The 26,296-nt window shown below is 66.6% G+C and carries 15 protein-coding genes; 10 read left to right on the top strand and 5 right to left on the bottom strand.

What is annotated here, in order from left to right; genetic code table 11:
• Window positions 1–31: 31 nt before the first annotated feature.
• Together ACCQ12_RS15635 and ACCQ12_RS15630 are read left to right on the top strand one after the other, a co-directional pair.
• Window positions 32–2,059 (top strand): TonB-dependent receptor, encoded by a 2,028-nt coding sequence (locus tag ACCQ12_RS15635; RefSeq protein WP_372382186.1) that lies wholly within the window; start codon window positions 32–34, stop codon window positions 2,057–2,059.
• On the top strand, window positions 2,059–3,522 hold the full coding sequence (locus ACCQ12_RS15630) for a PepSY-associated TM helix domain-containing protein (RefSeq protein WP_372382185.1): 1,464 nt from the start codon (window positions 2,059–2,061) through the stop codon (window positions 3,520–3,522). Before ACCQ12_RS15635 ends, ACCQ12_RS15630 begins: the two co-directional genes overlap by 1 nt.
• A 130-nt stretch (window positions 3,523–3,652) precedes the next feature.
• On the opposite strand, the gene ACCQ12_RS15625 is transcribed toward ACCQ12_RS15630, so the two are convergent.
• From ACCQ12_RS15625 to ACCQ12_RS15615, 3 genes are all read right to left on the bottom strand, one after another.
• Entirely contained in the window at window positions 3,653–4,378 is a 726-nt protein-coding gene (locus ACCQ12_RS15625) for a phosphoadenylyl-sulfate reductase (RefSeq protein ID WP_372382184.1), read from the bottom strand.
• Entirely contained in the window at window positions 4,375–6,081 is a 1,707-nt protein-coding gene (cysI, locus tag ACCQ12_RS15620) for an assimilatory sulfite reductase (NADPH) hemoprotein subunit (RefSeq protein ID WP_372382183.1), read from the bottom strand. The genes ACCQ12_RS15625 and cysI overlap by 4 nt, the downstream gene beginning before the upstream one ends.
• A 108-nt stretch (window positions 6,082–6,189) precedes the next feature.
• Window positions 6,190–8,037, bottom strand: coding sequence for an assimilatory sulfite reductase (NADPH) flavoprotein subunit (locus ACCQ12_RS15615; RefSeq protein ID WP_372382182.1), 1,848 nt, complete (start codon window positions 8,035–8,037; stop codon window positions 6,190–6,192).
• Window positions 8,038–8,216: 179 nt separating this feature from the next.
• Here ACCQ12_RS15615 and cysD point away from each other — a divergent pair, with 179 nt between their 5' ends.
• From cysD to ACCQ12_RS15575, 8 genes are all read left to right on the top strand, one after another.
• Window positions 8,217–9,125, top strand: a complete 909-nt coding sequence (gene cysD / locus ACCQ12_RS15610) for a sulfate adenylyltransferase subunit CysD (RefSeq protein ID WP_372382181.1) — start codon at window positions 8,217–8,219, stop codon at window positions 9,123–9,125.
• Window positions 9,126–9,187: 62 nt separating this feature from the next.
• A complete protein-coding gene (cysN, locus tag ACCQ12_RS15605) occupies window positions 9,188–11,101 on the top strand; it encodes a sulfate adenylyltransferase subunit CysN (protein ID WP_372382180.1) in 1,914 nt (637 codons plus the stop codon).
• Between the two features lie 251 nt (window positions 11,102–11,352).
• Window positions 11,353–12,423 (top strand): efflux RND transporter periplasmic adaptor subunit, encoded by a 1,071-nt coding sequence (locus ACCQ12_RS15600; protein ID WP_047693086.1) that lies wholly within the window; start codon window positions 11,353–11,355, stop codon window positions 12,421–12,423.
• On the top strand, window positions 12,420–15,545 hold the full coding sequence (locus tag ACCQ12_RS15595; protein WP_372382179.1) for an efflux RND transporter permease subunit: 3,126 nt from the start codon (window positions 12,420–12,422) through the stop codon (window positions 15,543–15,545). Before ACCQ12_RS15600 ends, ACCQ12_RS15595 begins: the two co-directional genes overlap by 4 nt.
• A gap of 375 nt (window positions 15,546–15,920) precedes the next feature.
• The gene (locus ACCQ12_RS15590; RefSeq protein ID WP_372382178.1) at window positions 15,921–18,596 is read left to right on the top strand and encodes a M1 family metallopeptidase; all 2,676 of its coding nucleotides are present in this window, start codon (window positions 15,921–15,923) and stop codon (window positions 18,594–18,596) included.
• 67 nt (window positions 18,597–18,663) lie between these two features.
• Entirely contained in the window at window positions 18,664–19,203 is a 540-nt protein-coding gene (locus ACCQ12_RS15585; RefSeq protein ID WP_372382177.1) for a GNAT family N-acetyltransferase, read from the top strand.
• A gap of 458 nt (window positions 19,204–19,661) precedes the next feature.
• Window positions 19,662–20,579: a TrmH family RNA methyltransferase gene (locus tag ACCQ12_RS15580; RefSeq protein WP_372382176.1), complete on the top strand. Its 918-nt coding sequence runs from the start codon at window positions 19,662–19,664 to the stop codon at window positions 20,577–20,579.
• Window positions 20,579–22,087 carry a carboxylesterase/lipase family protein gene (locus tag ACCQ12_RS15575; RefSeq protein WP_372382175.1) on the top strand — a complete coding sequence of 503 codons (1,509 nt, stop codon included), beginning with the start codon at window positions 20,579–20,581 and terminating at the stop codon, window positions 22,085–22,087. The genes ACCQ12_RS15580 and ACCQ12_RS15575 overlap by 1 nt, the downstream gene beginning before the upstream one ends.
• 291 nt (window positions 22,088–22,378) lie before the next feature.
• Here the strand turns inward: ACCQ12_RS15575 and ACCQ12_RS15570 are convergent, their stop codons facing one another.
• Both ACCQ12_RS15570 and ACCQ12_RS15565 read right to left on the bottom strand, forming a co-directional pair.
• On the bottom strand, window positions 22,379–23,830 hold the full coding sequence (locus tag ACCQ12_RS15570; RefSeq protein WP_372382174.1) for a neprosin family prolyl endopeptidase: 1,452 nt from the start codon (window positions 23,828–23,830) through the stop codon (window positions 22,379–22,381).
• Between the two features lie 320 nt (window positions 23,831–24,150).
• A complete protein-coding gene (locus ACCQ12_RS15565) occupies window positions 24,151–26,115 on the bottom strand; it encodes a glycoside hydrolase family 97 protein (RefSeq protein ID WP_184367407.1) in 1,965 nt (654 codons plus the stop codon).
• Window positions 26,116–26,296 lie beyond the last annotated feature (181 nt).

Genomic DNA, 26,296 nt, shown 5'->3' with positions numbered 1-26,296 from the left:
AGTGCCGTGGTGTCACGGCGAAGGGTTGGTCATGCAATTGCGATTGTTGAAGACGTTCTGGTATGTGCCGTCATTGGCGCTGGTGTGGGCGCCTGCCTGCGATGCGCAAGCGCAGGATGCGGCATTGACGCTGGGCCAGGTGCAGGTGCGCGAACACGCCCAGCGCACCCCGGGTACGGCGCGCGTGCTGAGTTCGGTGGATGTGATCGACGGTGAGCTGCTGCACGATCAGCACGTGGATTACAGCTGGGAGCTGCTGATGCGCGCGCCCGGTGTGCAGGTCACCCAGTTCCGCATGGGCACCGATGCGGGGCGGTTTTCGTTCCGGGGCTTCAATGGCGAAGGGCGGATCAATGCGGTCAAGCTGCTGATCGACGGCATTCCCAGCAACGACAACGCCGGTGGCATGCCGTATCTGGATGCAGTGTTTCCGCAGGACATCAGCGCCATCGAGATCGTGCGCGGCACCAACGACGCGCGCTACGGGTTGAACGCGATTGCCGGCAGCGTGGACGTGCTGACCCGCACCGGTGGCAACGATGGCCGTCTGAGCATCACCGGCGGCGGCTTCGGTGCGCGCGAGGTCCAGCTGGGCAAAGGCATCGAGCGTGGTGCCTGGAGCCAGAACTACGTGCTGGCCTGGCGCGACTCCGACGGGTATCGCGATCATGCCGATGCGCGCAAACGCAGCGTGGCCGGCAAGTGGTTCTACACCGACCCGGACGGCGCATTCCGTGCCGGGCTCACCACGCGCTACTACGACAACCAGGCGCTGGAAGCCGGCTACCTGGACGCCGCCACCGCACGTGCGGCGCCGCGCAGTTCGCCGGGCTATGCGCAGGACGACCGTAGCGAGCGTCGCGTTCGTCAGACCGCGTTGCACGCCGACGGTGAGCTCGGCGCGCAGGCGCAGTGGAGCGCCAAGGCCTACCGGAACGACTACCGCAACCAGCGCTGGGTGCGGTTTTCCGCTGCCGGCCTGCAACAGGAGCGCGATACCGATGAAACCCATCGCGGCCTGCTGCTGCGGGGCAACTGGCAGCCTGAGGGGGGCATGTGGAACGCGGCACTGGAAGCCGGGGCGGACGCGCAGTGGCAGGACAATCAGTCGCAGCGGTATCGCACCGTGGCCCGCGTACGCGGCGCGCAGTTGCGCAACTGGGATTACGACCTGCGCACACATGGTGCGTATGTGCAGGCGGTGCTGACGCCGGTGGCGCGCTTGCAGCTGGTGCCGGGGTATCGCATCGATCGCGTCGATGGCCAGTTGCACGACGTGCTTGCCGGAGTCGTCGCGCCCACCTACGACTACGGCACCATCAAGCAACCCAAGTTCAGTGCCAGCTACCGCGTGGGCGAGCAGAGCAGTGTGTATGCGAACTGGGGGCGCACCTTCCAGATCGGCAGCGGCGATGGCGCTTACCGTCGCCAGCCCGGCAATCTGGGACCGTCGATCAACGACGGCTGGGAGGCCGGCTTCAAGTTCGCACCGTCGGCGATCCTGGACGGGCGCCTGGCCTATTGGGAGCAGCGCGCCTCCGGTGAGGTTGCGACCATCCTGGGTGTGAATGGCGTGGCGGGTGCCGGCGATGTGGCCAATGTCGGTCGCACGCTGCGGCGCGGTTGGGATGCCCAGCTCAACCTGCAGCCGGTCGAACACTGGCGCGCGTGGGTGTCGTATTCGCGGCAGAAGGCCAGCATCGCCACGCCCGATCCGAGCGCGCCTGCCACGCGCGGCAAGGAGATCGAGAACGTGCCGCACTGGTTGGCCACCGCCGGGCTGGAGTGGCAGGTCAGTGCGGCTGTGCAGTTGAGCGCCTGGGGCAACGCGCAGGGCGACTACTACCTGGAGCGCAGCAACACCCTGGGACGCACCGGTGGCTACGCCTTGCTCAATCTGGGCGCGCGCTGGACCGTGGATGCCCGCAATGCGCTCAGCCTGCAGCTGCGCAATGCCACCGATCGCGCGTATGTGTATGCGTGGTACGACAGCGGCAGCTCCGGCTATTCGCCGGGCGATGGTCGTGTGCTGTCGTTGTCATGGGACTGGAGCTTCTGATGCATGCACCCACGGCTGGTGGCGACGTGATCGAGGCGCACAAGGACCGCCGCTGGCGCTTCTATCGCGCGGTGTGGCGCTGGCATTTCTATGCCGGATTGCTGGTGCTGCCTTTCATTAGTTGGCTGGCGCTGACTGGCGCTGCGTTTTTGTATCAGGACGCGATCGATCGCAGCGTGCACCATGATCTGAAGGTGGTTGCAGTGGGCGCTGCGCGCATGCCTGCACAGCAGTTGGTTGCTGCTGCACAGGACCGCTACGGCGGCAGGTTGTTCGTGTACACCACGCCCAGGCGGGCAGATGGCAGTGCCGAGGTCGGCTTGGTGGATGCGCGCGGCGTGCGGCAGGTGGTGTATGTCGATCCATATCGTGCACGCGTGCTGGGCGCCTTGCCGGAGCACGGCACGCTGAGTTGGACGATCCGCCGGTTGCACAGCCTTGCGTTGGTCGGGCCGTTTGCGCGTGGGTTGATCGAGATTGCCGCCGGTTGGGCGATCGTGCTGGTGCTCACCGGTGTGTATCTGTGGTGGCCGCGTGGGCGCCGCGGTGGGGTGATCAGTGTGCGGGGCAAGCCCAGGCAACGGCTGTTCTGGCGCGACCTGCATGCGGTGACCGGTGCGGGCGTTGGCGCAGTGCTGTTGTTTCTGGCGCTGACCGGCATGCCGTGGTCGTGGCTATGGGGCGCGCAGGTCAATCGCTGGGCCAATGGGCATGATTTCGGCTATCCGGCCGGGCTGCGCGTGCAGCAGCCGATGTCGCAGCAGCGGCTCACCGACAGTGGCGACGCCGCGTGGTCGCTGCGGCAGGCGCGTGTGCCGGAATCGGAGTTGCCCGAGCAAGGATCCGCCGGACTGGACAAGGGGGTGCAACACGCGCACTCGACTGACAGCGAGCACGCAGCTCACGGCGGCGCGGGCAGTGTGGCTGCGCCCGGGCACAGGGCGATCGGGTTGGACGCGGCAATGGCGCGCTTCGACGCGCGCGGCATCGCGCCGGGTTACAGCGTGGCGCCTCCGCGGCGTGCCACCGGCGTGTACACCGCTTCGGTGTATCCGGCCGATCTGCAGCGGCAGCGAGTGATCCATCTGGATCAGTACAGCGGTGCGGTACTGCTGGACATGCGCTATCGCGACTACGGGCCGCTGGCCAAGCTGCTGGAATGGGGAATCAATGTGCACCTGGGGCAACAGTACGGCACTGCCAACCAGCTGATCCTGTTGGCTGCCTGCATCGCGATCGTGTTGTTATGCGTCAGCGCGGCGGTGATGTGGTGGAAGCGTCGCCCGAGCGGCGGGTTGGGCGTGCCACCGTTGCCGGCCGATCCCCGCACACTGCGCGGCTTGATGGTGCTGCTGGTGGTGTGCGGGCTGATCTTCCCGTTGGTCGGGCTGTCGTTGCTGGTGATGTGGCTGTTCGACCGTTATTGGATGCAGCGCGATCACACACGGTTTACGGCGCCCTGAGGAGTCCCGCGCCACTGTCATGGTGCTGCGTATTGGCTCACACGCAGACGCACTCCATGACGTGTCCACCGAAAGAGCGCAGGCGGCGTAGCGCCTGCACCCTGCAGAACGAGACGTGATTGCGCGTGGCTCAGATATCCTCGTGGATGCCGCACTCGCGCTTGAGTCCGAAGAAGCGGGTGTCTTCCTCGCGCATGCCCGGTTCCCAGCGCCGGGTAGTGTGGAAGTCGCCGATCGACACGTAACCCTGCTCCCACAATGGGTGATACGGCAGGTCGTGCGCCTGCAGGTATTGCCAAACGTCGCGGTCGGTCCAGTCGGCGATCGGGCTGACCTTGTAGCGCTCGCCGCGCTTCTGCACGATCGGCGTCTGCGCGCGGCCGCCAGACTGGCTGCGGCGCAGGCCGGTGAACCAGGTGCCCACGTTGAGTTCGTCCAAGGCACGGCGCATCGGTTCGACCTTGCGCAGATTGTTGTATTGGTCGATGCCGACCATGCCCTGTTCCCACAGCCGGCCATGACGGGCTTCCATCCAGGCGCGGCTGACCAGCGGGCGGTACACCTTGAGGTTGAGCTTGAGCCGGTCGGTCAGGGCGTCGGCAAAACGGTAGGTCTCCGGGAACAGGTAACCGGTATCGATCAGGATCACCGGGATGTCCGGGCGCTGCTGGGTCAGCAGATGCAGCGTGACCGCCGACTGCGCGCCAAAGCTCGACGACAGCGCCGCCTCCTGCGGGCCGTGCTGCAACGCCCAGGCCACGCGCTCGTCGGCACGCAGGCCTTCCAGGTGCACGTTGAGCGTGTCCAGGTCGTCCAACGCGGAAGACGTGTTCGATGCGGCAGGCAGCGCAGTCATGCGAGCAATTCCAGGTCGAGGTGACGGTGCGTGGGGTAGGGCGGCAGCGCGATCAGGCCGCTGCGGTGCAGGAAATCGCCGAAGCCTTCATCGTTGGGTTTGTCGCGTTCGGCGGCGTAGCGCGCCAGCAACGGGTCCAAGGCGGCCAGGATGTCTGCTTCGGTGATGTTTTCGCGGTACAAGGTGTTGAGGCGCTGGCCACGGCGGTCGCCACCCAGCATCAGGTTGTAGCGGCCGGGTGCCTTGCCCACCAGCGCGATCTCGGCCAGATACGGGCGCGAACAGCCGTTGGGGCAACCGGAGAGACGCAGCACGATCGGTGTCTGGGTCAGCCCGTGTTGTTGCAGCAGCGGCAGCAATGCAGCGCTGAAATCGGGCAGATAGCGCTCGGCCTCGGCCATCGCCAGGCCACAGGTGGGCAGCGCCACGCAGGCCATCGCGCCGCGCGCCAGGGCGCTGGCGGCCTGGTTGCCGGCATCCAGCGCGTACTGCGCCACCAGCGCGTCGACGCGTGCGCGCTCGCTCGCCAGCACGCCGGCGATCACCAGGTTCTGGTTGGGCGTCATGCGGAACTCGCCAACGTTCAATTGCGCAATCGCACGCAGCCCGCTCAGATGCGCTGCCGTTTCGGTATCGGCAATGCGGCCGGCCGGCAGCGACAGGGTCAGGTGCCACAGCCCGTCTTCGCCCTCGACCCAGCCATAGCGGTCGCCGTTGTGGTCGAACGCGAACGGCTGCGCCGGCTGCAGCGCAAAGCCGGCGCGGCGTTCGATCTCGGCCACGATGGTGTCCAGGCCATGATCGTCGATGGTGTACTTGAAGCGTGCGCGCTTGCGCACTGCGCGGTTGCCGAGGTCCCGTTGTGTGGTGACCACTGCGGTGGCGATATCGAGCAATTGATCGCGGGTCACAAAGCCAATCACGTTAGCCACGCGCGGCCAGGTCTCGGTGTCGCCGTGCGAGGCACCCATGCCGCCGCCGATGCTCACGTTATAGCCCAGCAACTGCCCATCGCGCAGGATGGCGATGAAGCCCAGATCGTTGGCGAACACGTCCACATCGTTGAGCGGCGGCGCGGCGAAGCCGATCTTGAATTTGCGCGGCAGGTAACGGTCGCCATAGATCGGCTCGTCTTCGCTGCCGGAGCCGGACACGCGCTCTTCGTCCAGCCAGATTTCGTAGTACGCGCGGGTGTTGGGCAACAGATGCTCGGACACGCGCGCGGCATCGGCGTACAGCGTGGCGTGCGCCTTCGAGAGCAGCGGGTTGGCCGCCACCTGCACATTGCGATTGACGTCGCCGCAAGCCGCCAGCGTATCGATCAAGGTGGCATTGATGGCCTGCATGGTCGCCTTGAGCTCGCGCTTGATCACGCCATGGAGCTGGAACGCCTGGCGCGTGGTGATGCGCAGCGAATGATTGGCATACCGGGTGGCGATGCCGTCCAGTGCCAGCCACTGCGTGGGCGAAATCACTCCGCCCGGCGTGCGCGTGCGGATCATGAACTGATACGCCGGCTCGAGCTTCTGCCGACGCCGCTCGTCACGGATATCGCGGTCGTCCTGCTGGTAGCTGCCGTGATACTTGATCAGGGTCTGATCGTCCTCACGCAACGCCCCGGTCACCGCATCGGCCAGGCTCTGCTCCAGCGACCCACGCAGGCGACGGCTTTCGGATTTGATGTCTTCGACGGAGTGAGTCATGGGAATCGGGAGTCGGGAATGGGGATTCGTAGAAAGCGGGTCGTTCCGCCAGGAGAGCTCAGTTGCGGGCAGTGCCGAATCCCGATTCCCCAATCCCGATTCCCGGCATTAATAGACATCGCGCGCATAGCGCCCCTCCACCTGTAGTTGCGTGAGGTACGCGGCGGCGTCCTCGGCGCTGCGTGCGCCGTGGGTGGTGACGATGTCCAGCAACGTGGCGTGGACGTCCTTGCCCATGCCGATGGCGCCGCAGACATACAGATGTGCGCCGCCCTGCAGCCAGGCATAGACCTCGGCGCCGCGCGCGCGCAGGCGGTGCTGCACATAGACCTTTTCGGCTTGGTCGCGCGAGAACGCCAGGTCCAGGGCGTGCAGCTCACCGCGTTGCAGCGCCTGCTGCCACTCGGCCTGATACAGGAAATCGGTATTGAAATGCTGGGCGCCGAAGAACAACCAGTTACGGCCCCGGGCGCCGGTTTCGGCGCGTTCCTGCACAAAGGCGCGGAAGGGCGCCACGCCGGTGCCCGGGCCGATCATCAGGATGTCGCGATCGGTGTCGGCCGGGACGCGGAAGCGTTCGTTGGGTTCGATATAGACCGGCGCGGTCTCACCCTCGGCGAGCGCGGCGAGAAAGCCGCTGGCCGACCCCAGATGCGCATGCCCATGGGCCTGGTAGTTGAGTTCGTCCACGGCCAGATGCACTTCATCGCCCACGCGCTTGCGGCTGGAGGCGATGGAATACAGGCGCGGGGCGAGTGGACGCAACGCGGCCAGCAGGCCGGCGTGGTCCCAATCCGCCGGCCAGCGCCGCAGCACGTCGATCACTTGATGATCGGAGAGCAACGACGCCAGGCCGGCAGTCTGGGTGGGGGCCAGCAGCGCGTGCAGATCGGCTGCAGCGGCGCGCTCGGCGTGGGCGGCGAGGAATGGCCGCGACAGCTTGGTCAGTTCGCGTCGGGTGGTCAGCCACTCGTGCAAGGCCAGCGTCTCGTCGCCGACGGTGACGGCGGCACCACCGTCCAGCTGCAGGCTGTGCAGTAGCGCATCCACCAGCGCCGGCGGATTGCGGTGGACGATGCCCAGGGCATCGCCGGGCTCGTAACTCAGGCCGCTGCCGTCCAGCGAGAACTCCAGATGCCGCACGCGCTTGCCGGGCTGCGCATAGACGCGAAAGCCCGGGCCCTTGAAGTCGCGCCCGCTGATGATCTGGTTGGCCAGTACCTCGGCGGCAAACGGATGCTGGTGCGACCACGCCGGGGCAGCGGGGCTGCTGCGCAGCGGGGTGATCGTGGCCGTGTGCGGGGCGCTCTTGAGCTGCTCGCGTGCATGCTTGAGCGCCTGCACGCGCCAGGGGGCGGCGATGCTGTCGATGTCCAGATCCGCTTCGCCACGCGGCTGCACACGGCTGGCGCCGAGCTCGGCCAGGCGCTCATCGATGCGCCGCGCAATGCCGCAGAAGTCTGCATAGCTGGAATCGCCCAGGCCCAGCACGGCGTATTTCAGCTCGGGCAGCTTCGGCGCGCGGCGGCCGGTCACAAATTCCACCAGGCCGATCGCATCGTCCGGCGGGTCGCCTTCGCCCTGGGTGCTGATCACCACATACAGCAGGCGCTCGTTGGCCAGCTCGCGGGTGGGGTAGGCGTCGGCGCGCAGCAGGCGCACGCTGAGCCCGGCGGCCTCGGCGTCGGCGGCCAGTTGCTCGGCCTGGCGGCGGGCGTTGCCGGTCTGGCTGCCGTAGATGACGGTCAGGCGTTGGCCGTCCTGGGCCAGGGCCTGTGGCTGCCCACCCGGCAGCACCGCCAGCGAACGCGGCGGGTGGCCCTGCGCCAGCCCGGCGGCATAGCCGGACAACCACCACAGTGCCGCGGCATCCAGGCCGTCGACCAACCGGTCCAGCAGCGCCTTGCGCTCGTCGGGCAAGGGGCTGGGCGGTAGCGCGGAGCTGGCGGCAGTCATTCGGGTCCGGGGGCTTTGATGAGACCGACGATGTTAGAGAAGCGTTGCGGCGACCAGAAAGGAGCAGCCGTTATCGTGTTATGCCAGCCGCTTATTTCGGGCTGGCATAAGGCCGGGACACACTGCGGCGCCTTGGCCTACCATCGATTGGCGAGCCTGCCGATCCCGACGACACCCCGATGACCCTGCTGCCGCTGTCCCATCTCGACCGGCTCGAAGCCGAAAGCATCCACATCCTGCGCGAAGTCGCCGCCGAATTCCGGGTCCCGGTGATGCTGTATTCGGTCGGCAAGGACAGCTCGGTGCTGCTGCATCTGCTGCTCAAGGCGTTCGCGCCGTCGCCGCCGCCGATCCCGCTGCTGCACGTGGACACGCGCTGGAAGTTCCGCGAGATGATCGCCTTCCGCGACCGCCGCGCCGCCGAAACCGGTGTGGACCTGCGCGTGCACATCAACCCCGACGGCATCGCCCAGGACATCGGCCCGATCAGCCATGGCGCGGCGGTACACACCGACATCATGAAGACCCAGGGCCTGAAGCAGGCGCTGGAGCAGGGCGGCTTCGATGCGGCGATCGGCGGGGCGCGGCGCGATGAGGAGAAATCGCGGGCCAAGGAGCGGGTGTTCTCGTTCCGCAATGCGCGCCATCGCTGGGACCCGAAGAACCAGCGCCCCGAGCTATGGAATCTGTACAACGCGCGCACCAGGCCCGGTGAGAGTGTGCGCGTGTTTCCGCTGTCCAACTGGACCGAGCTGGATATCTGGCTCTACATCTACCGCGAGAAGATCCCGGTGGTGCCGCTGTATTTCGCCGCGCCGCGCCCGGTGGTGGAGCGCGACGGCGCGCTGATCCTGGTCGACGACGCGCGCCTGCCGTTGCACCCGGGCGAAACCGCGCAGCTGCGTTCGGTGCGCTTTCGCACACTGGGCTGCTACCCGCTCACCGGCGCGATCGAGTCCAGCGCCGGCACCCTGGAGGCGGTGATCGCCGAAATGCTGGTCAGCACCAGCTCCGAGCGCCAGGGCCGCATGATCGACCACGCACCGGGCGCATCGATGGAACAGAAGAAGCTTGAGGGGTATTTTTGATGGGCAGTGAATGGGGAATCGGGAATGGGGAATCGCAACAGCGGTTGCCGGCAAACGTCACCATGGAAGAGGACGCCTTTGCGATTCCCGATTCCCGACTCCCGATTCCCGGCAGCATCGCGGCCTACCTCCAGCAGCACGAATCCAAACCGCTGCTGCGCTTCATCACCTGCGGCAGCGTGGACGATGGCAAGAGCACGCTGATCGGGCGGTTGTTGTACGACAGCAAGCGCTTGTTCGACGATCAGCTGGCGGCGCTGGAAAGCGACAGCCGGCGGCATGGCACGCAGGGCGAGGGTATCGATTACGCGCTGCTGATGGACGGGCTGGCGGCCGAGCGCGAGCAGGGCATCACCATCGATGTGGCGTACCGCTATTTCGATACCGACCGGCGCAAGTTCATCGTGGCCGATTGCCCCGGCCATGAGCAGTACACGCGCAATATGGCCACCGGCGCATCCACCGCCGATGTGGCGGTGGTGCTGGTGGATGCGCGCAAGGGCCTGCTGGCGCAGACGCGCCGCCACAGCTATATCGTGTCGTTGCTGGGCATCCGGCACGTGGTGCTGGCGGTCAACAAGATGGATCTGCTGGACTACGACGCGCAGGTGTTTGCCGGCATTGCCGAAGGCTATCGCGCGCTGGCCGCGCAGCTGGGCATCGCCGATGTGCAGTGCATCCCGCTATCGGCGCTGGCTGGCGAAAATCTGTCCAGCGCCTCGACGCGGATGCCGTGGTACCAGGGCCCGCCTCTGTTGCAGCATCTTGAAACCGTGCAGCTGGAGCCGCCGGAAGCCGGCAGCGGCCTGCGGCTGCCGGTGCAGTGGGTCAATCGCGCCAACTCGCAGTTCCGCGGCTATGCGGGCACGATTGCTGCCGGTCAGGTGCGTGTGGGCGATGCGGTGGTGGTGGTGCCGTCCGGGCGCCGCACGCAGGTGGCGAGCGTGCTCGATGCCAACGGGGAGGTGGACAGCGCACGCGCCGGGCAGGCGGTGACGTTGACCTTACGCGACGAGATCGACATCAGCCGCGGCGACATCATCGCCGCCATCGACGACCCGCCCGAAGTGGCCGACCAGTTCGCTGCGCATCTGCTGTGGATGGACGATGCCGCGCTGCTGCCGGGCCGCCCGTACTGGCTCAAGATCGGCACCCGCACTGTCACGGTGAGCATCAGCGAGATCAAGCACAAGGTCGATGTGAATACGCAAGAGCGGCTGGCCGCCAAGCGGCTGGAGCTCAACGAAGTGGGCTACTGCAACCTGGCGCTGGACGAACCCATCGCGTTCTCGCCGTATGCACGCAACCGGGTGCTCGGTGGCTTCATCCTGATCGACCGGCAAAGCAATGCCACGGTGGCGGCCGGCACGCTGGAATTTGCGTTGCGCCGCGCCGGCAACGTGCATTGGCAGCATCTGGATGTGGATCGCAGCGCACGTGCGCGCATCAAGGGGCAGGCGCCGCGCGTGCTGTGGTTCACCGGCCTGTCGGGTGCGGGCAAATCCACCGTGGCCAATCTGGTCGACAAGCGCCTGCATGCCCTTGGCTATCACACCTTCATCCTGGACGGCGACAACGTGCGCCACGGGCTCAACCGCGATCTGGGTTTCACCGACGAAGACCGCGTGGAAAACATCCGCCGGGTGGCCGAGGTGGCGCGGCTGATGGCCGACGCGGGGCTGATCGTGCTGGTGAGTTTCATCTCGCCGTTCCGCGCCGAGCGGCAACTGGCGCGCGAGCGCTTCGATGCGGGCGAGTTCGTCGAGGTGTTCGTTGACGTGCCGCTGGCCGTTGCCGAGGCGCGCGACGTGAAGGGGCTGTACCGCAAGGCCCGTGCCGGGCAGATCCCGAATTTCACCGGGATCGACTCGCCCTACGAGGCGCCCGAAACGCCGGAGATCCATCTTCACGCCGATGGTGAGAATGTAGAGGCGCTGGCGCGCCACGTGCTCGAGTTTCTGGGGCTGGAGCGCTGAGCGCGGGCATCAGGGCGCTGCAAGCGGCCCCCGGCGCGTCATGGGATTGGCAGGAACCGGCAGCACGTTGCCGCCCGGTTCTGCGCCGGCCTGGCGCGCAGGGGGTCGCACGCGGCATCGATGACGGCGCTGGCCAGCGCATCGTGGCGGCGACGGCAAGGGTCGTTGGTCATGGTGCAAAGCGCGCCCTTTCTGTCAACGCATGGCGGCCAGGTCGGTAAACTTTCGAGGTACCCCGCCAGGATGTTCTGATGCTTGTTCTGCCCAGCGCGCGCCACTGCGTCGCGCTCTTGTTGGCCGTGTGGCTGTCCGGTTGCGCCCGTCAGGCGAGTGCGCCGGCGGTGGCCAAGCCGATTCCGGTGGTGGTGCAGCCGGTCGCGGTGCAGCCGTGGAATTCCACCGTGCAATCGATCGCCACCGTGCGTGCGCGCGAATCGGTGGCGCTCACTGCTGCAGTGAGCGATGTGGTGGAGCAGGTGTATTTCGAGAGCGGGGATGAGGTCAAGGCCGGGCAGTTGCTGCTGCGGCTGCGTGGCAATTCGCAGCAGGCGGCGTTGACCGCCGCGCAGGCCACCTTCGAAGAAACCGACCAGCTGTACCGCCGTCAGTTGAGCCTGGTTGGTCAGCAGCTGGTGGCCAAATCCACGGTGGATACGCAGCGCGCGCTGCGCGATGCGGCGCAGGCGCGGGTGCAGCAGATGCGCGCGGAGATCACCGACCGCGAGGTCCGCGCGCCGTTCGCGGGCGTGCTTGGCATCCGCCAGATCAGTCCGGGGTCGTTGATCACCTCCAGCACGGTGATCGCCACGCTGGACGATGTGGCGCGCATGTACGTGGACTTCCAGGTGCCGGAATCGCAGTTCGGTCTGGTGCAGCTCGGCAACGTGGTGAACGGCACGGCGGCCGCTTACCCGGGCGCGCGCTTCGACGGTGAGGTGGCGGCGATCGATTCGCGTATCGACGAAACCACCCGCTCGGTGACGGTGCGTGCGGATTTCCCCAACGACGACCGGCGCCTGCGCCCGGGCATGCTGCTGGATGTGCGGCTGTTCCAGCCGGCGCGGCAGGCGGTGGTGATTCCGGAAATTGCGGTGGTGCAGGTGGGGCGCGAGTCGTACGTGTTCCGGGTCAAGCCCGACAGCAGCGTGGAGCGCGCCGATGTGCGCCTGGGCGAGCGCCGCGATGGCAAGGTGGAGATCCTGGAGGGCGTCAAGGCCGGCGAGCGCATCGTGGTGGATGGCACCGGCAAGCTGCGTCCCGGGCTGAAGGTGGTCGACCAGGCCGCGCCCGCCTCGGTGCGCCCGCAGGCCGCCGCACAATGAAACTCTCCGACCTGTCCATTACCCGCCCGGTGATGGCGGTGGTGATGAGCCTCCTGCTGATCGTGCTGGGGGTGATGTCGTTCACTCGGCTCACCTTGCGCGAGCTGCCGGCGATCGACCCGCCCATCGTGTCGGTGGACGTGGAATACACCGGCGCCTCGGCGGCGGTGGTGGAAAGCCGCATCACCCAGGTGCTGGAAGACGCGCTGGCCGGCATCGAGGGCATCGAGACCATCGAGGCGCGGAGCCGCAATGGCTCCTCCGACATCAGCATCGAGTTCGTGCAATCGCGCGATGTGGAAGCCGCCGCCAACGACGTGCGCGATGCGGTGAGCCGCGTGTCCGACCGCATGCCCGACCAGGCGCGCCCGCCGGAGATTTCCAAGGTCGAAGCCGACGCCGACCCCATCCTGTGGCTCAACATGAGCTCCAGCACGATGGACACGCTGCAGCTGTCCGACTACGCCGAGCGCTACGTGGTGGACCGCTTCTCCAGCCTGGATGGCGTGGCGCAGGTGCGGATCGGCGGACGCCAGCGCTATGCCATGCGCATCTGGCTCGACCGCGACCAGCTGGCCGCACGTGCGCTCACTGTCGCCGATGTCGAGGCCGCGCTGGAAAACGAAAACGTCGAGCTGCCGGCCGGCAGCATCGAATCGGCGCAGCGCGATTTCACCCTGCGGGTGGAGCGCAGTTATCTCAAGCCGGAAGACTTTGCCAAGCTGCCGCTCAGCAAGGGCGAGGGCGGCTATGTGGTGCGGCTGGGCGATGTGGCCAGGGTCGAGCTGACCTCGGCCGAACGCCGCGCGTATTTCCAGAGCAACGGTGTGCCCAACGTGGGCCTGGGCATCGTGCGCAACTCCACCGCCAACGCGCTGGACGTCGCCCGCGAGGCGCGCGCGCAAGCGGAGGAAGTGCAGAAATCGCTGCCGCAGGGCACCAACATCTTTGTCGCCTTCGACACCACCACCTTCATCGATGCCGCCGTGGAGCGCGTGTACCACACGCTGGTCGAAGCGGTGGTGCTGGTGCTGGTGGTGATCTGGGTCTTTCTGGGTAGCGCACGCGCGGCATTGATTCCGGCGGTGACGGTGCCGGTGTGCCTGATCGCCGCGTTCATCGCGCTGTACGCGTTCGATTTTTCGATCAACCTGCTCACCCTGCTGGCGCTGGTGCTGTGCATCGGGCTGGTGGTGGACGACGCCATCGTGGTGGTGGAAAACATCCAGCGCCGCATCGACCTGGGCGAGCCGCCGCTGGTGGCGGCCAAGCGCGGCACCGGGCAGGTGGCATTCGCGGTGATTGCGACCACGGCGGTGCTGGTGGCGGTGTTCCTGCCGGTCGGCTTTCTGGAAGGCAACACCGGGCGCCTGTTCCGTGAATTGGCGGTGGCACTGGCGGCGGCGGTGGCGATCTCGGCCTTCGTGGCGCTGACGCTGACGCCGATGATGTCGTCCAAGCTGCTGCGCTCGCATCGTGTGGCCAAGCCCAATCGCTTCCATCGCTGGTTCGACGGGCGCATGCAGGCGGTGTCCGGCGCATACGGGCGCTCGCTGGAGCGGCACGTGCAGCGCACCTGGATCTTTGCGCTGCTGATGCTGCTGGCGCTGGGCGCAAGCGCATGGCTGATGAGCCGCATTCCTTCCGAACTGGCGCCGGCCGAAGACCGCGGCAACTTCCAGATCATGATCGACGGCCCCGAGGGGGCCGGCTTCGATTACACGGTGGGGCAGATGCATCAGGTCGAAGACATCCTGCGGCCGTATGTGGGACCGGACAAACCCATCGTGCGCGCCAACCCGCGCGTGCCCGGCGGCTTCGGCAGCAGCGAGGAAATGCACACCGGCCGCGTCAGCGTGTTCCTGCAGGACTGGGAGCAACGCACCCGCCCGACCACCGAGGTGGCCGATGAGCTGCAGCAGAAGCTCAACGTGCTCAGCGGCGTGCGTGCGCGCACGCAGGTCAGCGGTGGGCTGGTGCGTAGCCGTGGCCAACCGTTCCAGATGGTGCTCGGTGGCCCGGATTACGCGGAAATCGCGCAGTGGCGCGATCGCATCCTGCAGCGCATGGAGGCCAATCCCGGTTTGGTCGGGCCGGATTCGGATTACAAGGAAACCCGCCCGCAGATGCGCGTGAATATCGACCGCCTGCGTGCGGCAGATCTGGGCGTGCCGGTGACGGCCATTGGTGGCGCACTGGAAGCGATGATGGGCTCGCGGCGCGTCACCACCTTCGTCGACAACGGCGAGGAATACGATGTCATGCTGCAGGCCGGGCGCGAAGGCCGCATGTCACCGGAAGACCTCACCGCCATCCGCGTACGCTCCAGCCGTGGCGAACTGATTCCGTTGTCCAACCTGGTCACGCTCAGCGAAGTGGCCGAGGCCGGCACCTTGAACCGCTTCAACCGGCTGCGTGCAATCACCATCACCGCCGGTCTGGCGCCGGGTTACCCGTTGGGCGACGCCATCGCCTGGGCGCAACAGGCCGCACAGGAAGAACTGCCCGAATACGCGCAGCTGGACTGGAAGGGCGAATCGCGCGAGTACCAGCAATCCGGCAGTGCGGTGTTGCTGACCTTTGGCATGGCCTTGCTGGTGGTGTATCTGGTGCTGGCTGCGCAGTTCGAAAGTTTTGCGCACCCGCTGGTGATCATGCTCACCGTGCCGCTGGCGGTGCTGGGTGCGTTGGTCGGCTTGTGGGTCACCGGCGGCACGCTCAATCTGTTCAGTCAGATCGGCATCGTGATGCTGGTCGGCCTGGCCGCGAAGAACGGCATCCTGATCGTGGAATTCGCCAACCAGTTGCGCGACGAAGGCCGCAGCGTGCAACAGGCCATTGTCGAATCCGCCTCGGTGCGGCTGCGCCCGATCCTGATGACCTCCATCGCCACCGTGGTGGGTGCCATCCCGCTGGTGGTGGCCGGCGGGCCCGGCTCGGCCAGCCGCGCCACCATCGGTGTGGTGGTGATCTTCGGGGTGTCGCTGTCCACGCTGCTGTCGCTGTATGTGGTGCCGGCGTTCTACAGCCTGATCGCTCCGTACACCAAGTCGCCGGAAGCACTGGCTCGCCAGCTGGAAACCCTGGAAGCGGACACCCCATCGGTGGGCGGGCACGCGTAGCGTGCCTGGTCACGCTGCACCGCCGCACGTTGGGTTCGGCTGTGCGGGGCGGTCATGCCACCTGCATGCGAATGCCGGTCTGCGCGCTGGTGCGCAGCGCCAGCATCACGCCGTGACACGCAACGATGCCAATGCCGCGCAGACGAGCCGTTCTTGCGGAGCTACGTTGGTTGCTGCACCGGTTGCAGCGGCATCTTCAGGTGCACATGCCGCCGGCCGCCACGGCACGATGCGACCGCCATCGTTGCCACTGCGGGCAGGCAGCCGGCGCCTGCCCGCCCGCAGCAGCCGTCCCGCCCATCCAATGACTAAGGTCACATGACACGCATGCCCGGCTGTGATCGACTTCGGCGGTTACCCTGACCGGAATTGCCCATGCGTCGTCTTGCCTGTCTGCTCGCTCCTTCCCTTCTTGCGCTGTGCTGCGGTAGTGCGCTGGCGCAAACGTCCAGTGAGGCAGTGCCCAATGGGCGCCTGCCGACCTGGGCGGTACCCGAGCGTTACAGCCTGTCGTTCAAGATCGATCCGAAGCAGACGCAGTTCAGTGGCCGCACCACCATTCGCGTGCAGCTCAAGCAGGCGTCCGATCACCTGTGGCTGCATGGCAAGGAACTGGTGGTCAGCAAGGCCACGGTCAAGCCCGCCAAGGGCAAGCCGCTGACCGCGCGCTACGTGCAGGCCGATGCACAAACCGGCGTAGTGCGCCTGGACTTCGGCCGCACGCTGCAGCCGCAAACGCTCACCGTCGACATCGTCTACAGCGCGCCGCTCAATCAGCAGCTGCAGGGCCTGTATCAGGTGAAGTACCAGGGCAACGCCTATGCGATGACGCAGATGGAGCCGATCAGTGCGCGCTACGCGTTCCCCGGCTTCGACGAGCCGGCGTTCAAGACGCCGTTCGACCTGAGCCTGACCGTGCCCAGCGACGACCAGGCGCTGGCCAACACCATCGCCACCTCGACCAAGCCGGCCGGCAAGGGCTGGAAGACGGTGACCTTTGCGCCCACCGTGCCGCTGCCCACCTATCTGGTGGCCTACGCGGCCGGTCCCTGGGATGTGGTGGATGTGCCGGCCATGCCGGCCACCCCGCAGCGCCCCACGGCCACGCCGTTGCGCGGTATCGCCGCCAAGGGGCAGGGCCCGCGCATCACGCCCGCACTGGACCAGACCCCGGCCATCATCGCTGCGCTGGAGGACTACTACGCGTTCGGGTATCCGTTCGACAAGCTCGATCTGGTCGCCGCCCCGGATTTCAGTGCCGGCGCGATGGAGAACCCGGGGTTTGTCACCTTCCGCGATTGGCTGTTGCTGTTGGACAAGGACTCGCCGGCGGTGAACGTGCAGCGTTCCTTCAACACCAACGCGCATGAGCTGGCGCATCAATGGACCGGCGATGCCGTGACCATGGCGTGGTGGGACGACCTGTGGCTCAACGAGGCCTTCGCCACCTGGATGCAGCAGAAGATCACCATGCAGCTGCATCCGGAATACCACGCCAACCTGGACCGGATCGGCGGTGCGCAATATGCGATGAACAACGACAGCCTGGTCAGTGCGCGCAAGATCCGCCAGCCGATCACCGGCAATGGCGATATCGAAACCGCCTTCGACGGCATCACCTACCAGAAGGGTGCGGCAGTGCTGGCGATGTTCGAAGCCTTCGTCGGCGAGGATGTGTTCCGCGAGGGCATGCGCGCCTATATCGCCAAGCACAAGTTTGCCAATGCCACCGCCGACGACCTGGTCGATGCGATCGCCGAAGCGGCCGGCAAGGGCGCCGATTTCAAGGCCGCCTTCCGCAGCTTCCTCAATCAGCCGGGCGTGCCGTACCTGCAGACCCAGGTGGCCCGCGAGGGCGGCAAGACCGTGGTGAAGCTGCAGCAGCAGCGCTACCTGCCGCTGGGCTCGGCCGGCTCCACCGCGCAGCAGTGGGGCGTGCCGGTGTGCGTGAAGTACGGCAAGGAGAAGAACCAGGTCGGCACTGCCTGCCAGCTGCTGGACAGCGCCAGCGGCAGCATCGTGCTGGAAGGCGCCGGCAAGAACACCTGGGTCTTCCCGAACGCGCGTGGCGCCGGCTATTACCGTTTCAGTCTGCCGAAGAAGCAGCTGGCCGCACTGGGCAAGCAGATCGGCCAGCTCGACGACAGCGAGCAGCTTGCCTATGCCGATGCGATCGACGCGGCGTACCGCCATGGCGATGCCGACAGCGATGCAGTGCTGGCGGCGATCAAGCAGCTGGCGCCGTCCGCATCGGCCGATGTGTCCACCGCGCTGGTGGATCGCTTGGTGTGGATCTGGCAGTACCAGGCCAGCACCGAGGCGCAGCGCAGCGCCTTGCGCAAGGTGGCCGAGCAGGCCTACCTGCCGCGCCTGCGTCAGTTGGGTTACACGCGCCGCAGTGGCGAGTCGGTCGACGACGTCGCGTTGCGGAGCGCGTTGACCAGCCTGTTCGGTTTGCGCCTGCAGACGCCGGAGGTGCGCAAGGCCTTGCTCGCCCAGGGCGACGCCGTGCTGGCCGGCGGCAACGGGGCGCTGGAGTTCTCCGCAGCCAATCCCGACCTGCTCGGCAGCGCGCTGTCGGTGACCGTGCAGGAACGTGGCGCGGCCGCGGTGAATGCCTTGATCGCCGCGCTGCGCACGCATGCCGACCCGGCGCAGCGCAACGCGATGATCGATGGGCTGGGCGCGGTGCAGGACCCGGCGCTGCTCAAGCAGGTACGGGATTTCGCGCTCACCGATGCGATCAAGGTCGGCGAGATGAAGAGCCTGCTGCGGCGTGGCCACGCCGAGCAGGCCTCGCATGCGTCGATGTGGCCCTGGTTCACCGCCAACTTCGACCGTATCGTGCAGCGCAGCGGTTCGTTCGACGGCGGCGGCTTGCCGGCACTGGCTGCCAGCGGCGGCTGCAGCAGCGAGGAAGCCGACCGCCTGGAGGCCTTCTTCAAGCCGCGGCTGGCCACCCTCAGCGGCGCCGACCGCGGCCTGGCCCAGACAGGCGAAACCATCCGCCTCTGCGCCGCGCTCCAGCAGGCGCAGGCCGCCAAGCGCTGAGTTGCGGCGCGGGTCTGGTGTGCGCAGTATCGGCGGTGTCGATACTGCGCCCGCCAGGACCCACCCGATGCATGAATTGCTGACGCTGCAGAGAGAAGGCTTCGTGCTCCGCCGCTGGCGTCAGGACGACCTGGCTGCCTTGCTGCGGCATGCCAACGACCCGCTGGTACCGCGCGGATTGAGCGAACGATTCCCTCACCCGTATACGCGTGCCGATGGGGAAGCCTTTCTAGCTGGGCGGGTAGTCAACCTGCAACATCCGGTGCTGGCCATCGAGATCGACGGCCAGGCCTGCGGCACGATTGGGGCATGTCCAGGGCAGGGCGAGCGCCGTTTCTCGGCCGAGTTGGGCTATTGGATCGGTCGCACGCACTGGGGCCGCGGCTGGATGACACGCATCGTGGGCACCTATGTCGCCTGGGCGATGCAGACCCTGCCGCTCTACCGCGTGCAGGCCACCGTTCTCGACACCAATCCCGCATCGGCTACGGTGTTGTTGCGTAACGGCTTCGTCGAAGAGGGTGTCAGCCGCTGTGCGCTGATGAAGCCGGACGGGCTACACGACTTACGTGTGTTCGCACGGGTGAACCCGCCCGCTTTAGCCTGAATGCCTGTTCGTATTGTCTTGCCGGGCATCGTTGCACGCGCGTGATTGCGGTCTGCAGCAGGCAGATACGGTACAGCTGCCAAAAGCGACCGCGCTCGCCACCAGGCGGGCGCGGCTGGTGCTGGTGCGGCATGTCGCACTGCGTAGATTGCGGTTGCTGCGCGCCGTCCACACCACCTGACGACTGCTCGCCAGGTGTATTAGCCGCTCCACCAGGGGCACGCAGAAGCTGCGTGCGTTTCGTCTCCTCGACAGCGCTCCTCTACGGGACGGCAAGACGTCCGCAGTGGCTCAGCCCGGCCGCCGTATACGCCCTATCGCGTCGGTGGCTTACCATCGTCGTCACTCTTCCTGCGGCTGCGGCCCTGCCGGTGCTGCAGCACGACCAACACCACACTGCGGAAGGGGCCGAAAAACCTGATCCGCACTGCAAGCAACACCCACATCTGGATACGACGATGACACAGCACGATGGACGCGGCCCACGGCCGCCACGCGATGGCGGCTCCGGCGCCTCGCACAACCCGTGGGGCCGCGCCGCGCCGCGCACATCTGCACCGCGCAGTCCCGCACCCCGCGCGCCGGCCCAGCATACGCCCGCCACCGCGCCACCTGCCGCTGCGGCAAGCGGCAGCGCGCGCGAGGTGCGGCTATACGGCATCAACGCCGTGCAGGCCGTGTTCAAGGCGCGCCCGCAGGCCATCCGCAAGCTCTATCTGAGCGAGGCGCGGATTCCGCAGTTCAAGGCCTTGCTGGCCTGGTGCGTGGCCGAGCGTATCGGCTATCGCGTGGTGGAAGACGCCGATCTCAGCAAGCTGGCCGCCAGTGCGCACCATGAAGGCGTGGTGGCCGAGGTGCTGCGCGTGGCGCCGCAACCGCTGCAGGAGTGGCTGGCCGCGTTGCCACCGGGCCCGATGCTGGCGCTGTGGCTGGATGGCGTGGGCAACCCGCACAACTTCGGCGCGATCCTGCGCTCGTCCGCGCATTTCGGTGTCGGCGGCTTGCTGCTGCCGGCCGGTTCCACGCTGGGGCTGTCCGGCGCTGCGGCACGCGTGGCCGAAGGCGGTGCCGAAGCGGTGCCGCTGGTGCAGTTGCCCGACACCGCGCAGGCGCTGACCCAGTTGCGGCAGGCCGGGTTTGCGGTGGCCGCCACACTTGTTGATGGCGGCCAGGACGTGTTCGCTGCCAGCCTGCCGCAGCGCCTGGTGTACGTGATGGGAGCGGAAAGCGAGGGCATGGACCGCCAGTTCGCGCGCGACTGCGATCTGCAGCTGTCCATCGGCGGCAGCGGCAAGGTCGAAAGTCTCAACGTGGCCTCAGCCACCGCTGTCTTCCAGGCCGCATGGCGTGCCCGTGTGATCACCGGAGATCTCTGATGCGTGTGTCTGCCTGGCTACTGGCTGCTACCTGCGTTATCACCGGCAGCGCTGCTGCCACGGCGCCTACACCTGCCGCACCACCGGAAGTGCGCACCGATCACGGTGTGGTGCGCGGCCAGTGGCAGGACGACGGCAGCGCGGTGTTCCGCAAGATTCCGTTCGCCGCACCGCCGCTGGGCGCATTGCGCTGGCGGCCGCCGCAACCGGCGGCCGCCTGGACACAGGTACGCGACGCCACCCAGGCGGCCACGCCGTGCGTGCAGCCGGCGCTCGGCTGGAACGACGCGATGGCCAGGCGCGGCAGCGAAGACTGCCTGTACGTGGAAGTGCAGACCCCTGCGTTGCATCCGGCCAAGCCCTTGCCGGTGTTCGTGTGGATCCACGGCGGCGCCAACGTGGCTGGCGGGGCCGATGGGCATCTGCCCACCAACCTCGTCGCGCAAGACATGCTGGTGGTGACGCTGCAATACCGGCTGGGCGCGCTGGGCTTCCTGTCGCTGCCGGAATTGCGCGATGGCGACAACGAGGCCGCCGGCAATTACGCCCTGCTCGATCAGATCGCTGCGCTGCGCTGGGTGCGCGACAACATCGCGCAGTTTGGCGGCGATCCGGCGCGGGTGACCATCGCCGGGCAATCGGCCGGTGGCCAGGACGTGGGCCTGCTGATGCTCAGCCCGCTGGCACGCGGCCTATTTTCTGCGGCGATCGAACAGAGCGGCACCGCCGGGTTCGGCTTGCCCGCGCGCAGCCTGGAGGACAATCGCGCGCTGGGCGTTGCCATCGCCAAACGCGCAGGCATCGAGGATCCGGCAACGCGCCTGGATCAACTGCGCGCGCTGCCGGTGGAACAGTTGCTCAAGGCCGGGCAGGGCGTGGATGTGCCGGCGCTGGACGACGACGGTTACATCTGGCTGCAGGCTGTGGTCGATGGGCGCGTGCTGCCGCGTGCACCGGCCGAGCTGCTGGCAAGTGGCGCACAGGCCAAGGTGCCGCTGCTGATCGGCTATGTGGTGCAGGAGCTCACCTACGGTGGCGAGCAGGGCGCGCAGGCGCGTCTGCGCCGCGACTATCCCGATCATGCCGATGCGGTGCTGCAGGCGCAACGCGCACATGCGGCGCAGCGTGCTGCGCGCCAGGGCAATGCGGCGATGCAGCTGTCCACCGATCTCACCTTCCGTTGCCCGGCAGTGACGGTGGCCCAGCACCAGGCCGCTCTCGGAGTGCCGGTGTGGCATTACGTGTTCGACACGGCTGCACCCGGCGCGCAGGTCACGCACAGCGCCGAGTTGCCGTTCCTGTTCAAGAATCTGCCGGTCGGCCAGCCGCCGGTGTCGCTGCAGCGCTACTGGGCTGCCTTCGTGCAGCGCGGTAACCCGAATGCCAAAGGCCTGCCTGCCTGGCCGGCGTTTGCACCCAAGCATGCGGCACTGCAGTTCGATGCACGTGGCGTGCAGCCCATCAAGGACGCGCGCCCGGCCGTGTGTGCAGGGGTGGATTTGCCGTAATGCCGGCTGCCGTCGCCGCGACGACCACGCGTTGAGTCACGGCAAGCCGCAGCGCTTGCCATGACAGTCAAACATCCGAAGTACTGGTGCAGCCGTCTGTGCATTCCGGCGGTACACGCGATGGATTGAATGCCGCCTTGCGCGGCTGCCAGGCCGCAGGTGCTGCAGCGGTATCGAGCGTACGATTGAAGCTGTCCGCTGCTCACTACGCGGCACTGCGTTGCGTCGCCTGCGTGGTTGTTTTCACGAATAAAGCGCGCGCACGGTAACAGTGCGCGCGCTCGGCTCGACTCAAGGTGCGCAGCCCGGTCCGCCGAAGTAGAAGCCACCATTCTGCATCTCTGGCGACAAACTGGTGCGCGACACACCACTGCCCAGTGCGTACGGATAGGTGTAGCCGGCAAGCGCCAGCGTGTAGCAGGAAGGGTGCTCCACGCGCAGCGAGGACAGGCGCTGCACGGGATGGGTTGCCATCGCCGCGTCGCGATAGAAGTGATTGGCCTGAAACGCGGCCTGGCGGTAGCCTGCGGTTGCGAACTGGCCGCTGCCCATGCGCGGACTGACCGCGCCACTGTCGGTCGAAACTTCGCCGCCCGCACTCAGATACGCAACACGTCCGTTGGCAAAATCGCCCGAATACAGGGCCGCCTTGTAGTAGCCGATCCATTCTCCATCCAGGCGCAGCCACCAGTTGCCGTCCGTGTTGCGCTGGAATTCCACGCTCAGCATGGTCTGCTTGCCGCCCGCAGTACTGAATCCGGCTGCCGGCTGAGCGCCCAGCACGTGTTTGGTACTGGTCTGCACGAAATCGCTGCAGTCCAGATTGTGGCAGCCGGTTCTGACGTACCCATCCTGCGTGGAGTAGATGAAGATGATCGGCTTGTCACCCCAGCCTGCTGGCTGTGCCTCCCAGCCTACTTCAAGTGTTTGCGTCTGCTTGCTCGCGCTTTCTCCAGCGATCCATATCTGGCTGATGGTCTGCGTTTCATCGGCACTGCGTAAGGCTGGCGCCCATAGATTGAGATCGGCACCTGCGCCGGTGACCGCCGATCCGGCGGTGTCCAGATAGACTATGGAATAGGCATGCCCATCCGACGCTGCCGCAGGGGCCGCCGCCGTTGGTGCAGCGGAGACGGGGCGTGCGTTTGCATGCAGGAAGGCATTCAAGTCTGCATGGCGGATTAACTCGGCCATTCCAACCCGTTGCAACGGAATCGTTCCGGCAGCGCAGCGCAGCGCCGCTGGATCGGAGTCGCCTGGTGTCTTGGCCGGGGCGATGCTGGGCGGCAGCGCGATGTGGTCGCCGTTGCGTAGACCCGGTTGCTGAGCCTGAGGAATGCAGTCGAACACCTGTGCGCCGTCGTGCAGGCTGCTGATCACGGTCAGCCCGTTGTAGCGGTTGAATAGGTAGCGCTGCATCTCGGCGAATGCAACCGGGTCGGCGACCTTTGCGGTAGCGCTATGCGTGGCGTAAGTGATGTGCGCCTGAGCGTTCAGAAACTGCTTGAACTCGGCAGTGATCTGCGGAAACGCGCGTGATGCGGCGGCACTGCTGTGGTGTACGGCATCGGCGTGGGCGTCTGTCACCGATGCCGTGGCAGGTATGTGCGACAGCGGCGGCATCAGCGCATCGATACTGCGGTCGCGGGCGGGAGAGATCGACGGTGGGACGAGCGTGCTGGCGACGCCGGCAGGCGCCAATGAACAGACGACGAGCGCAGCGATGGTGCGGCCGATCAGCATCGGCCGGGTGGGATAGAAAGTCATGCGTAATTCCCCTTGCGCCGGAACGAGACTGCCTGCACGCGGCGGACGTGCAGTGCAGTGCCGTCATTGCGCAGGCCTGACGCTGCACGGTGGCATCCAGACCTGCGATGAGGGCGTGCGCATGCTAGCGGCTGCCACTGCGCACGCAGAAGCAAATATGCATTGCGTGATATCACACACACGCAGAGCGCAATGCATTGCTCGGACGCCGTGTCGAAAGTCACGCCCGTCAGTGCAGACGGCAGTTGCCGCTGCGCAAAGGTGCGTGAGGTCACGTCACTTCGGCATGGCTCTACTTACTTTTTCTGCAGTCTGATTGCCGCGCCGCCATTCGCTGCCAATGCCAACTGCAAGGTGTCGTTGCGGGTGAGTGTGCGGGTGTCGATCCGCACGTCGGTCGGGGCCTGGCCGTCGGCATAGATCGTCGCCGTCCAGCTGCCTTTGCCCAGGAACGACAGCGGCAGGGTCAGCGTGCGTGCCTGTTCGTTGGTCATCGCGCCCAGGTACCAGTCCTTGCCGCTGCGCCGCGCCAATGCGATGTGTTCGCCGATCGCACCGTCCAGGGCGCGGGTTTCGTCCCAGCTTGCCGGGACATCGCGCAGGAATTGCGCGGCCGGCACGTTTTCGTACTGCTCCGGGCTGTCGGCCACCACCGCGAACGGGCTTTCGTACACCACATACATCGCCAGCTGCTGCGCACGCGTGGTCATGACCTGCGGTGCGATGTGCTGCATCTTGAATTCGGCCGGGCGCACATTGCGGAAGCCGCCCGGGGTGTAGTCCATCGGCCCGAGTAACATGCGCGTAAACGGAAGCGTGAGGTTATGCGTGGCGGTGATGCGGGTGGTCCACTTGTTGTATTCCGCGCCCAGCACGCCTTCCTGGGTCAGATAGTTGGGATAGGTGCGGGTCAGGCCGGTCGGGTGATACGCACCGTGCAGATCCACCAGCAGCTTGTGCTCGGCAGCCTTGCTCAGCAGGCGATGATAGAAGTCCACCATCTGCTGGTCGTCGCGGTCCATGAAGTCGACCTTGATGCCCTTGATGCCGAGTTGCTGGTACCACGCCAGTGCGTCGTCCATGTGTGCATCGAGCGCACGCCAGTGTGCCCACAGCCACAGGCCGACATCGCGCTTGCGCGCATAGCCGACCAGACCCGGCAGATCCAGTTGCTCCACCGGCCGGCGGATATCGGCGTCTGCGTTGTATTGACCATCGCCGGTGCTGCCGTAATACCAGCCGTCATCGATCAGCATATATTGCAGCTTCAACTGCTGTGCGTGGTCGATATAGCGCTGGATCGTGGCGGTGTTCATGCCCGGGTTGGCCACCCCGCTGGCCAGATTGCCCGACCACCAGTCCCATGCCGACTTGCCCGCGCGCACCCAGCGCGCATCGAACGCCGGCGGTGGATTCAATGCGGAAATCAGGTTGGATTCGATCAGGCTGGCAGGCGTGTCGCCCAGCATGATCACCCGCCACGGCGTTGCGAAATCGCGTCCCTTGGCGTCGATGCTGACCGCCAGCCTGGGGTTGTCCAACTGTGGCGACAACCTGGCCGAGACGCCCAGGCTGCCATCGGCGCGGCCAGTGAGGTAGAGCCCGGCGTAATCGCGCAGGTTCGCTTCGGCAATCGCCAGCGTGGTGCCTTTGGCATCGGTCTGGCAGACCAGCGGCAACTCGAGCAGGTTGTGCGGGCGCAATCTGGACGCAGCGATGGCGTCGTATTCGCCCTCGTGGCTGGTTCCGAACCGGCCCAGATTCAAGCTCCAGCAGGGGTAGTCGCGTGGAAACGCAAAGCTGGTGAGTTCGTCGCGAATGCGCACCTCGCCAGCCTCCGGCAATACGTAACGCAGTGCCACGCCGTCGTCGTATGCGCGTAGTTCGATGGTGAGCCGGCGTTGCTGCCGATCGGACAAGTGCACACGCAGCGCACGGTAGTGGTCGCGGCCCTGCTGTGTCTTGCCGACCTGCAAGGCAAACCGGCTGTCATGCGTTTCGGTGGTGCTGTCTTGCACGCGCATGTCGCTGCCGAGTTTGCCGGCGTTGCCCAGATCCAGCCCGAGCGGTGCGTCGTCGAGCACCAACGTGTTGCGGTACAGCACGCGATAGCTGGGCACGCCGCCCTCGCGCAGGGTGAATTCCACTTCGGTGCGTGCGTCGGGCGATTGCACGCGCAGGCGCTGCGCGGTTGCGGGCGTTGCGATCAACCACAGCAATGCGCATGCCGCCGGTAGTGCGGACTGGATCAGGTTTCGCATGAGTCCCTCCTCCTGGGAGCGCCAACCCTAACGCAGAAAGGTTGTCGTCGATATCACCTTGGGGTAACGTTACCTCGCACCATGGCCGCTGAAACAGGGGCGGCAGCCACGGGCTGCATCACCAAGCGCGAGCGACGCACTGTCCGGATGGACGCTGGTCGGTTGCACGGACGTGGTGTGC

The sequence above is a fragment of the Xanthomonas sp. NCPPB 1068 genome (assembly GCF_041479385.2).
Lineage (GTDB): Bacteria > Pseudomonadota > Gammaproteobacteria > Xanthomonadales > Xanthomonadaceae > Xanthomonas > Xanthomonas cannabis.
Note: the sequence above shows the minus strand (reverse complement) of the source record. Positions and strands in the feature narration are given on the sequence as shown.

Excerpts from the sequence above, each read along its gene's own strand:
- ACCQ12_RS15575 (WP_372382175.1), top strand. The coding sequence starts at position 20,579 with ATGCGTGTGTCTGCCTGGCTACTGGCTGCTACCTGCGTTATCACCGGC.
- ACCQ12_RS15600 (WP_047693086.1), top strand. The coding sequence starts at position 11,353 with ATGCTTGTTCTGCCCAGCGCGCGCCACTGCGTCGCGCTCTTGTTGGCC.
- ACCQ12_RS15565 (WP_184367407.1), bottom strand. The coding sequence starts at position 26,115 with ATGCGAAACCTGATCCAGTCCGCACTACCGGCGGCATGCGCATTGCTG.
- cysI (WP_372382183.1), bottom strand. The coding sequence starts at position 6,081 with ATGACTCACTCCGTCGAAGACATCAAATCCGAAAGCCGTCGCCTGCGT.
- ACCQ12_RS15595 (WP_372382179.1), top strand. The coding sequence starts at position 12,420 with ATGAAACTCTCCGACCTGTCCATTACCCGCCCGGTGATGGCGGTGGTG.
- ACCQ12_RS15625 (WP_372382184.1), bottom strand. The coding sequence starts at position 4,378 with ATGACTGCGCTGCCTGCCGCATCGAACACGTCTTCCGCGTTGGACGAC.
- ACCQ12_RS15635 (WP_372382186.1), top strand. The coding sequence starts at position 32 with ATGCAATTGCGATTGTTGAAGACGTTCTGGTATGTGCCGTCATTGGCG.
- ACCQ12_RS15630 (WP_372382185.1), top strand. The coding sequence starts at position 2,059 with ATGCATGCACCCACGGCTGGTGGCGACGTGATCGAGGCGCACAAGGAC.
- ACCQ12_RS15615 (WP_372382182.1), bottom strand. The coding sequence starts at position 8,037 with ATGACTGCCGCCAGCTCCGCGCTACCGCCCAGCCCCTTGCCCGACGAG.
- ACCQ12_RS15585 (WP_372382177.1), top strand. The coding sequence starts at position 18,664 with ATGCATGAATTGCTGACGCTGCAGAGAGAAGGCTTCGTGCTCCGCCGC.
- cysN (WP_372382180.1), top strand. The coding sequence starts at position 9,188 with ATGGAAGAGGACGCCTTTGCGATTCCCGATTCCCGACTCCCGATTCCC.
- ACCQ12_RS15590 (WP_372382178.1), top strand. The coding sequence starts at position 15,921 with ATGCGTCGTCTTGCCTGTCTGCTCGCTCCTTCCCTTCTTGCGCTGTGC.
- ACCQ12_RS15580 (WP_372382176.1), top strand. The coding sequence starts at position 19,662 with ATGACACAGCACGATGGACGCGGCCCACGGCCGCCACGCGATGGCGGC.
- cysD (WP_372382181.1), top strand. The coding sequence starts at position 8,217 with ATGACCCTGCTGCCGCTGTCCCATCTCGACCGGCTCGAAGCCGAAAGC.
- ACCQ12_RS15570 (WP_372382174.1), bottom strand. The coding sequence starts at position 23,830 with ATGCTGATCGGCCGCACCATCGCTGCGCTCGTCGTCTGTTCATTGGCG.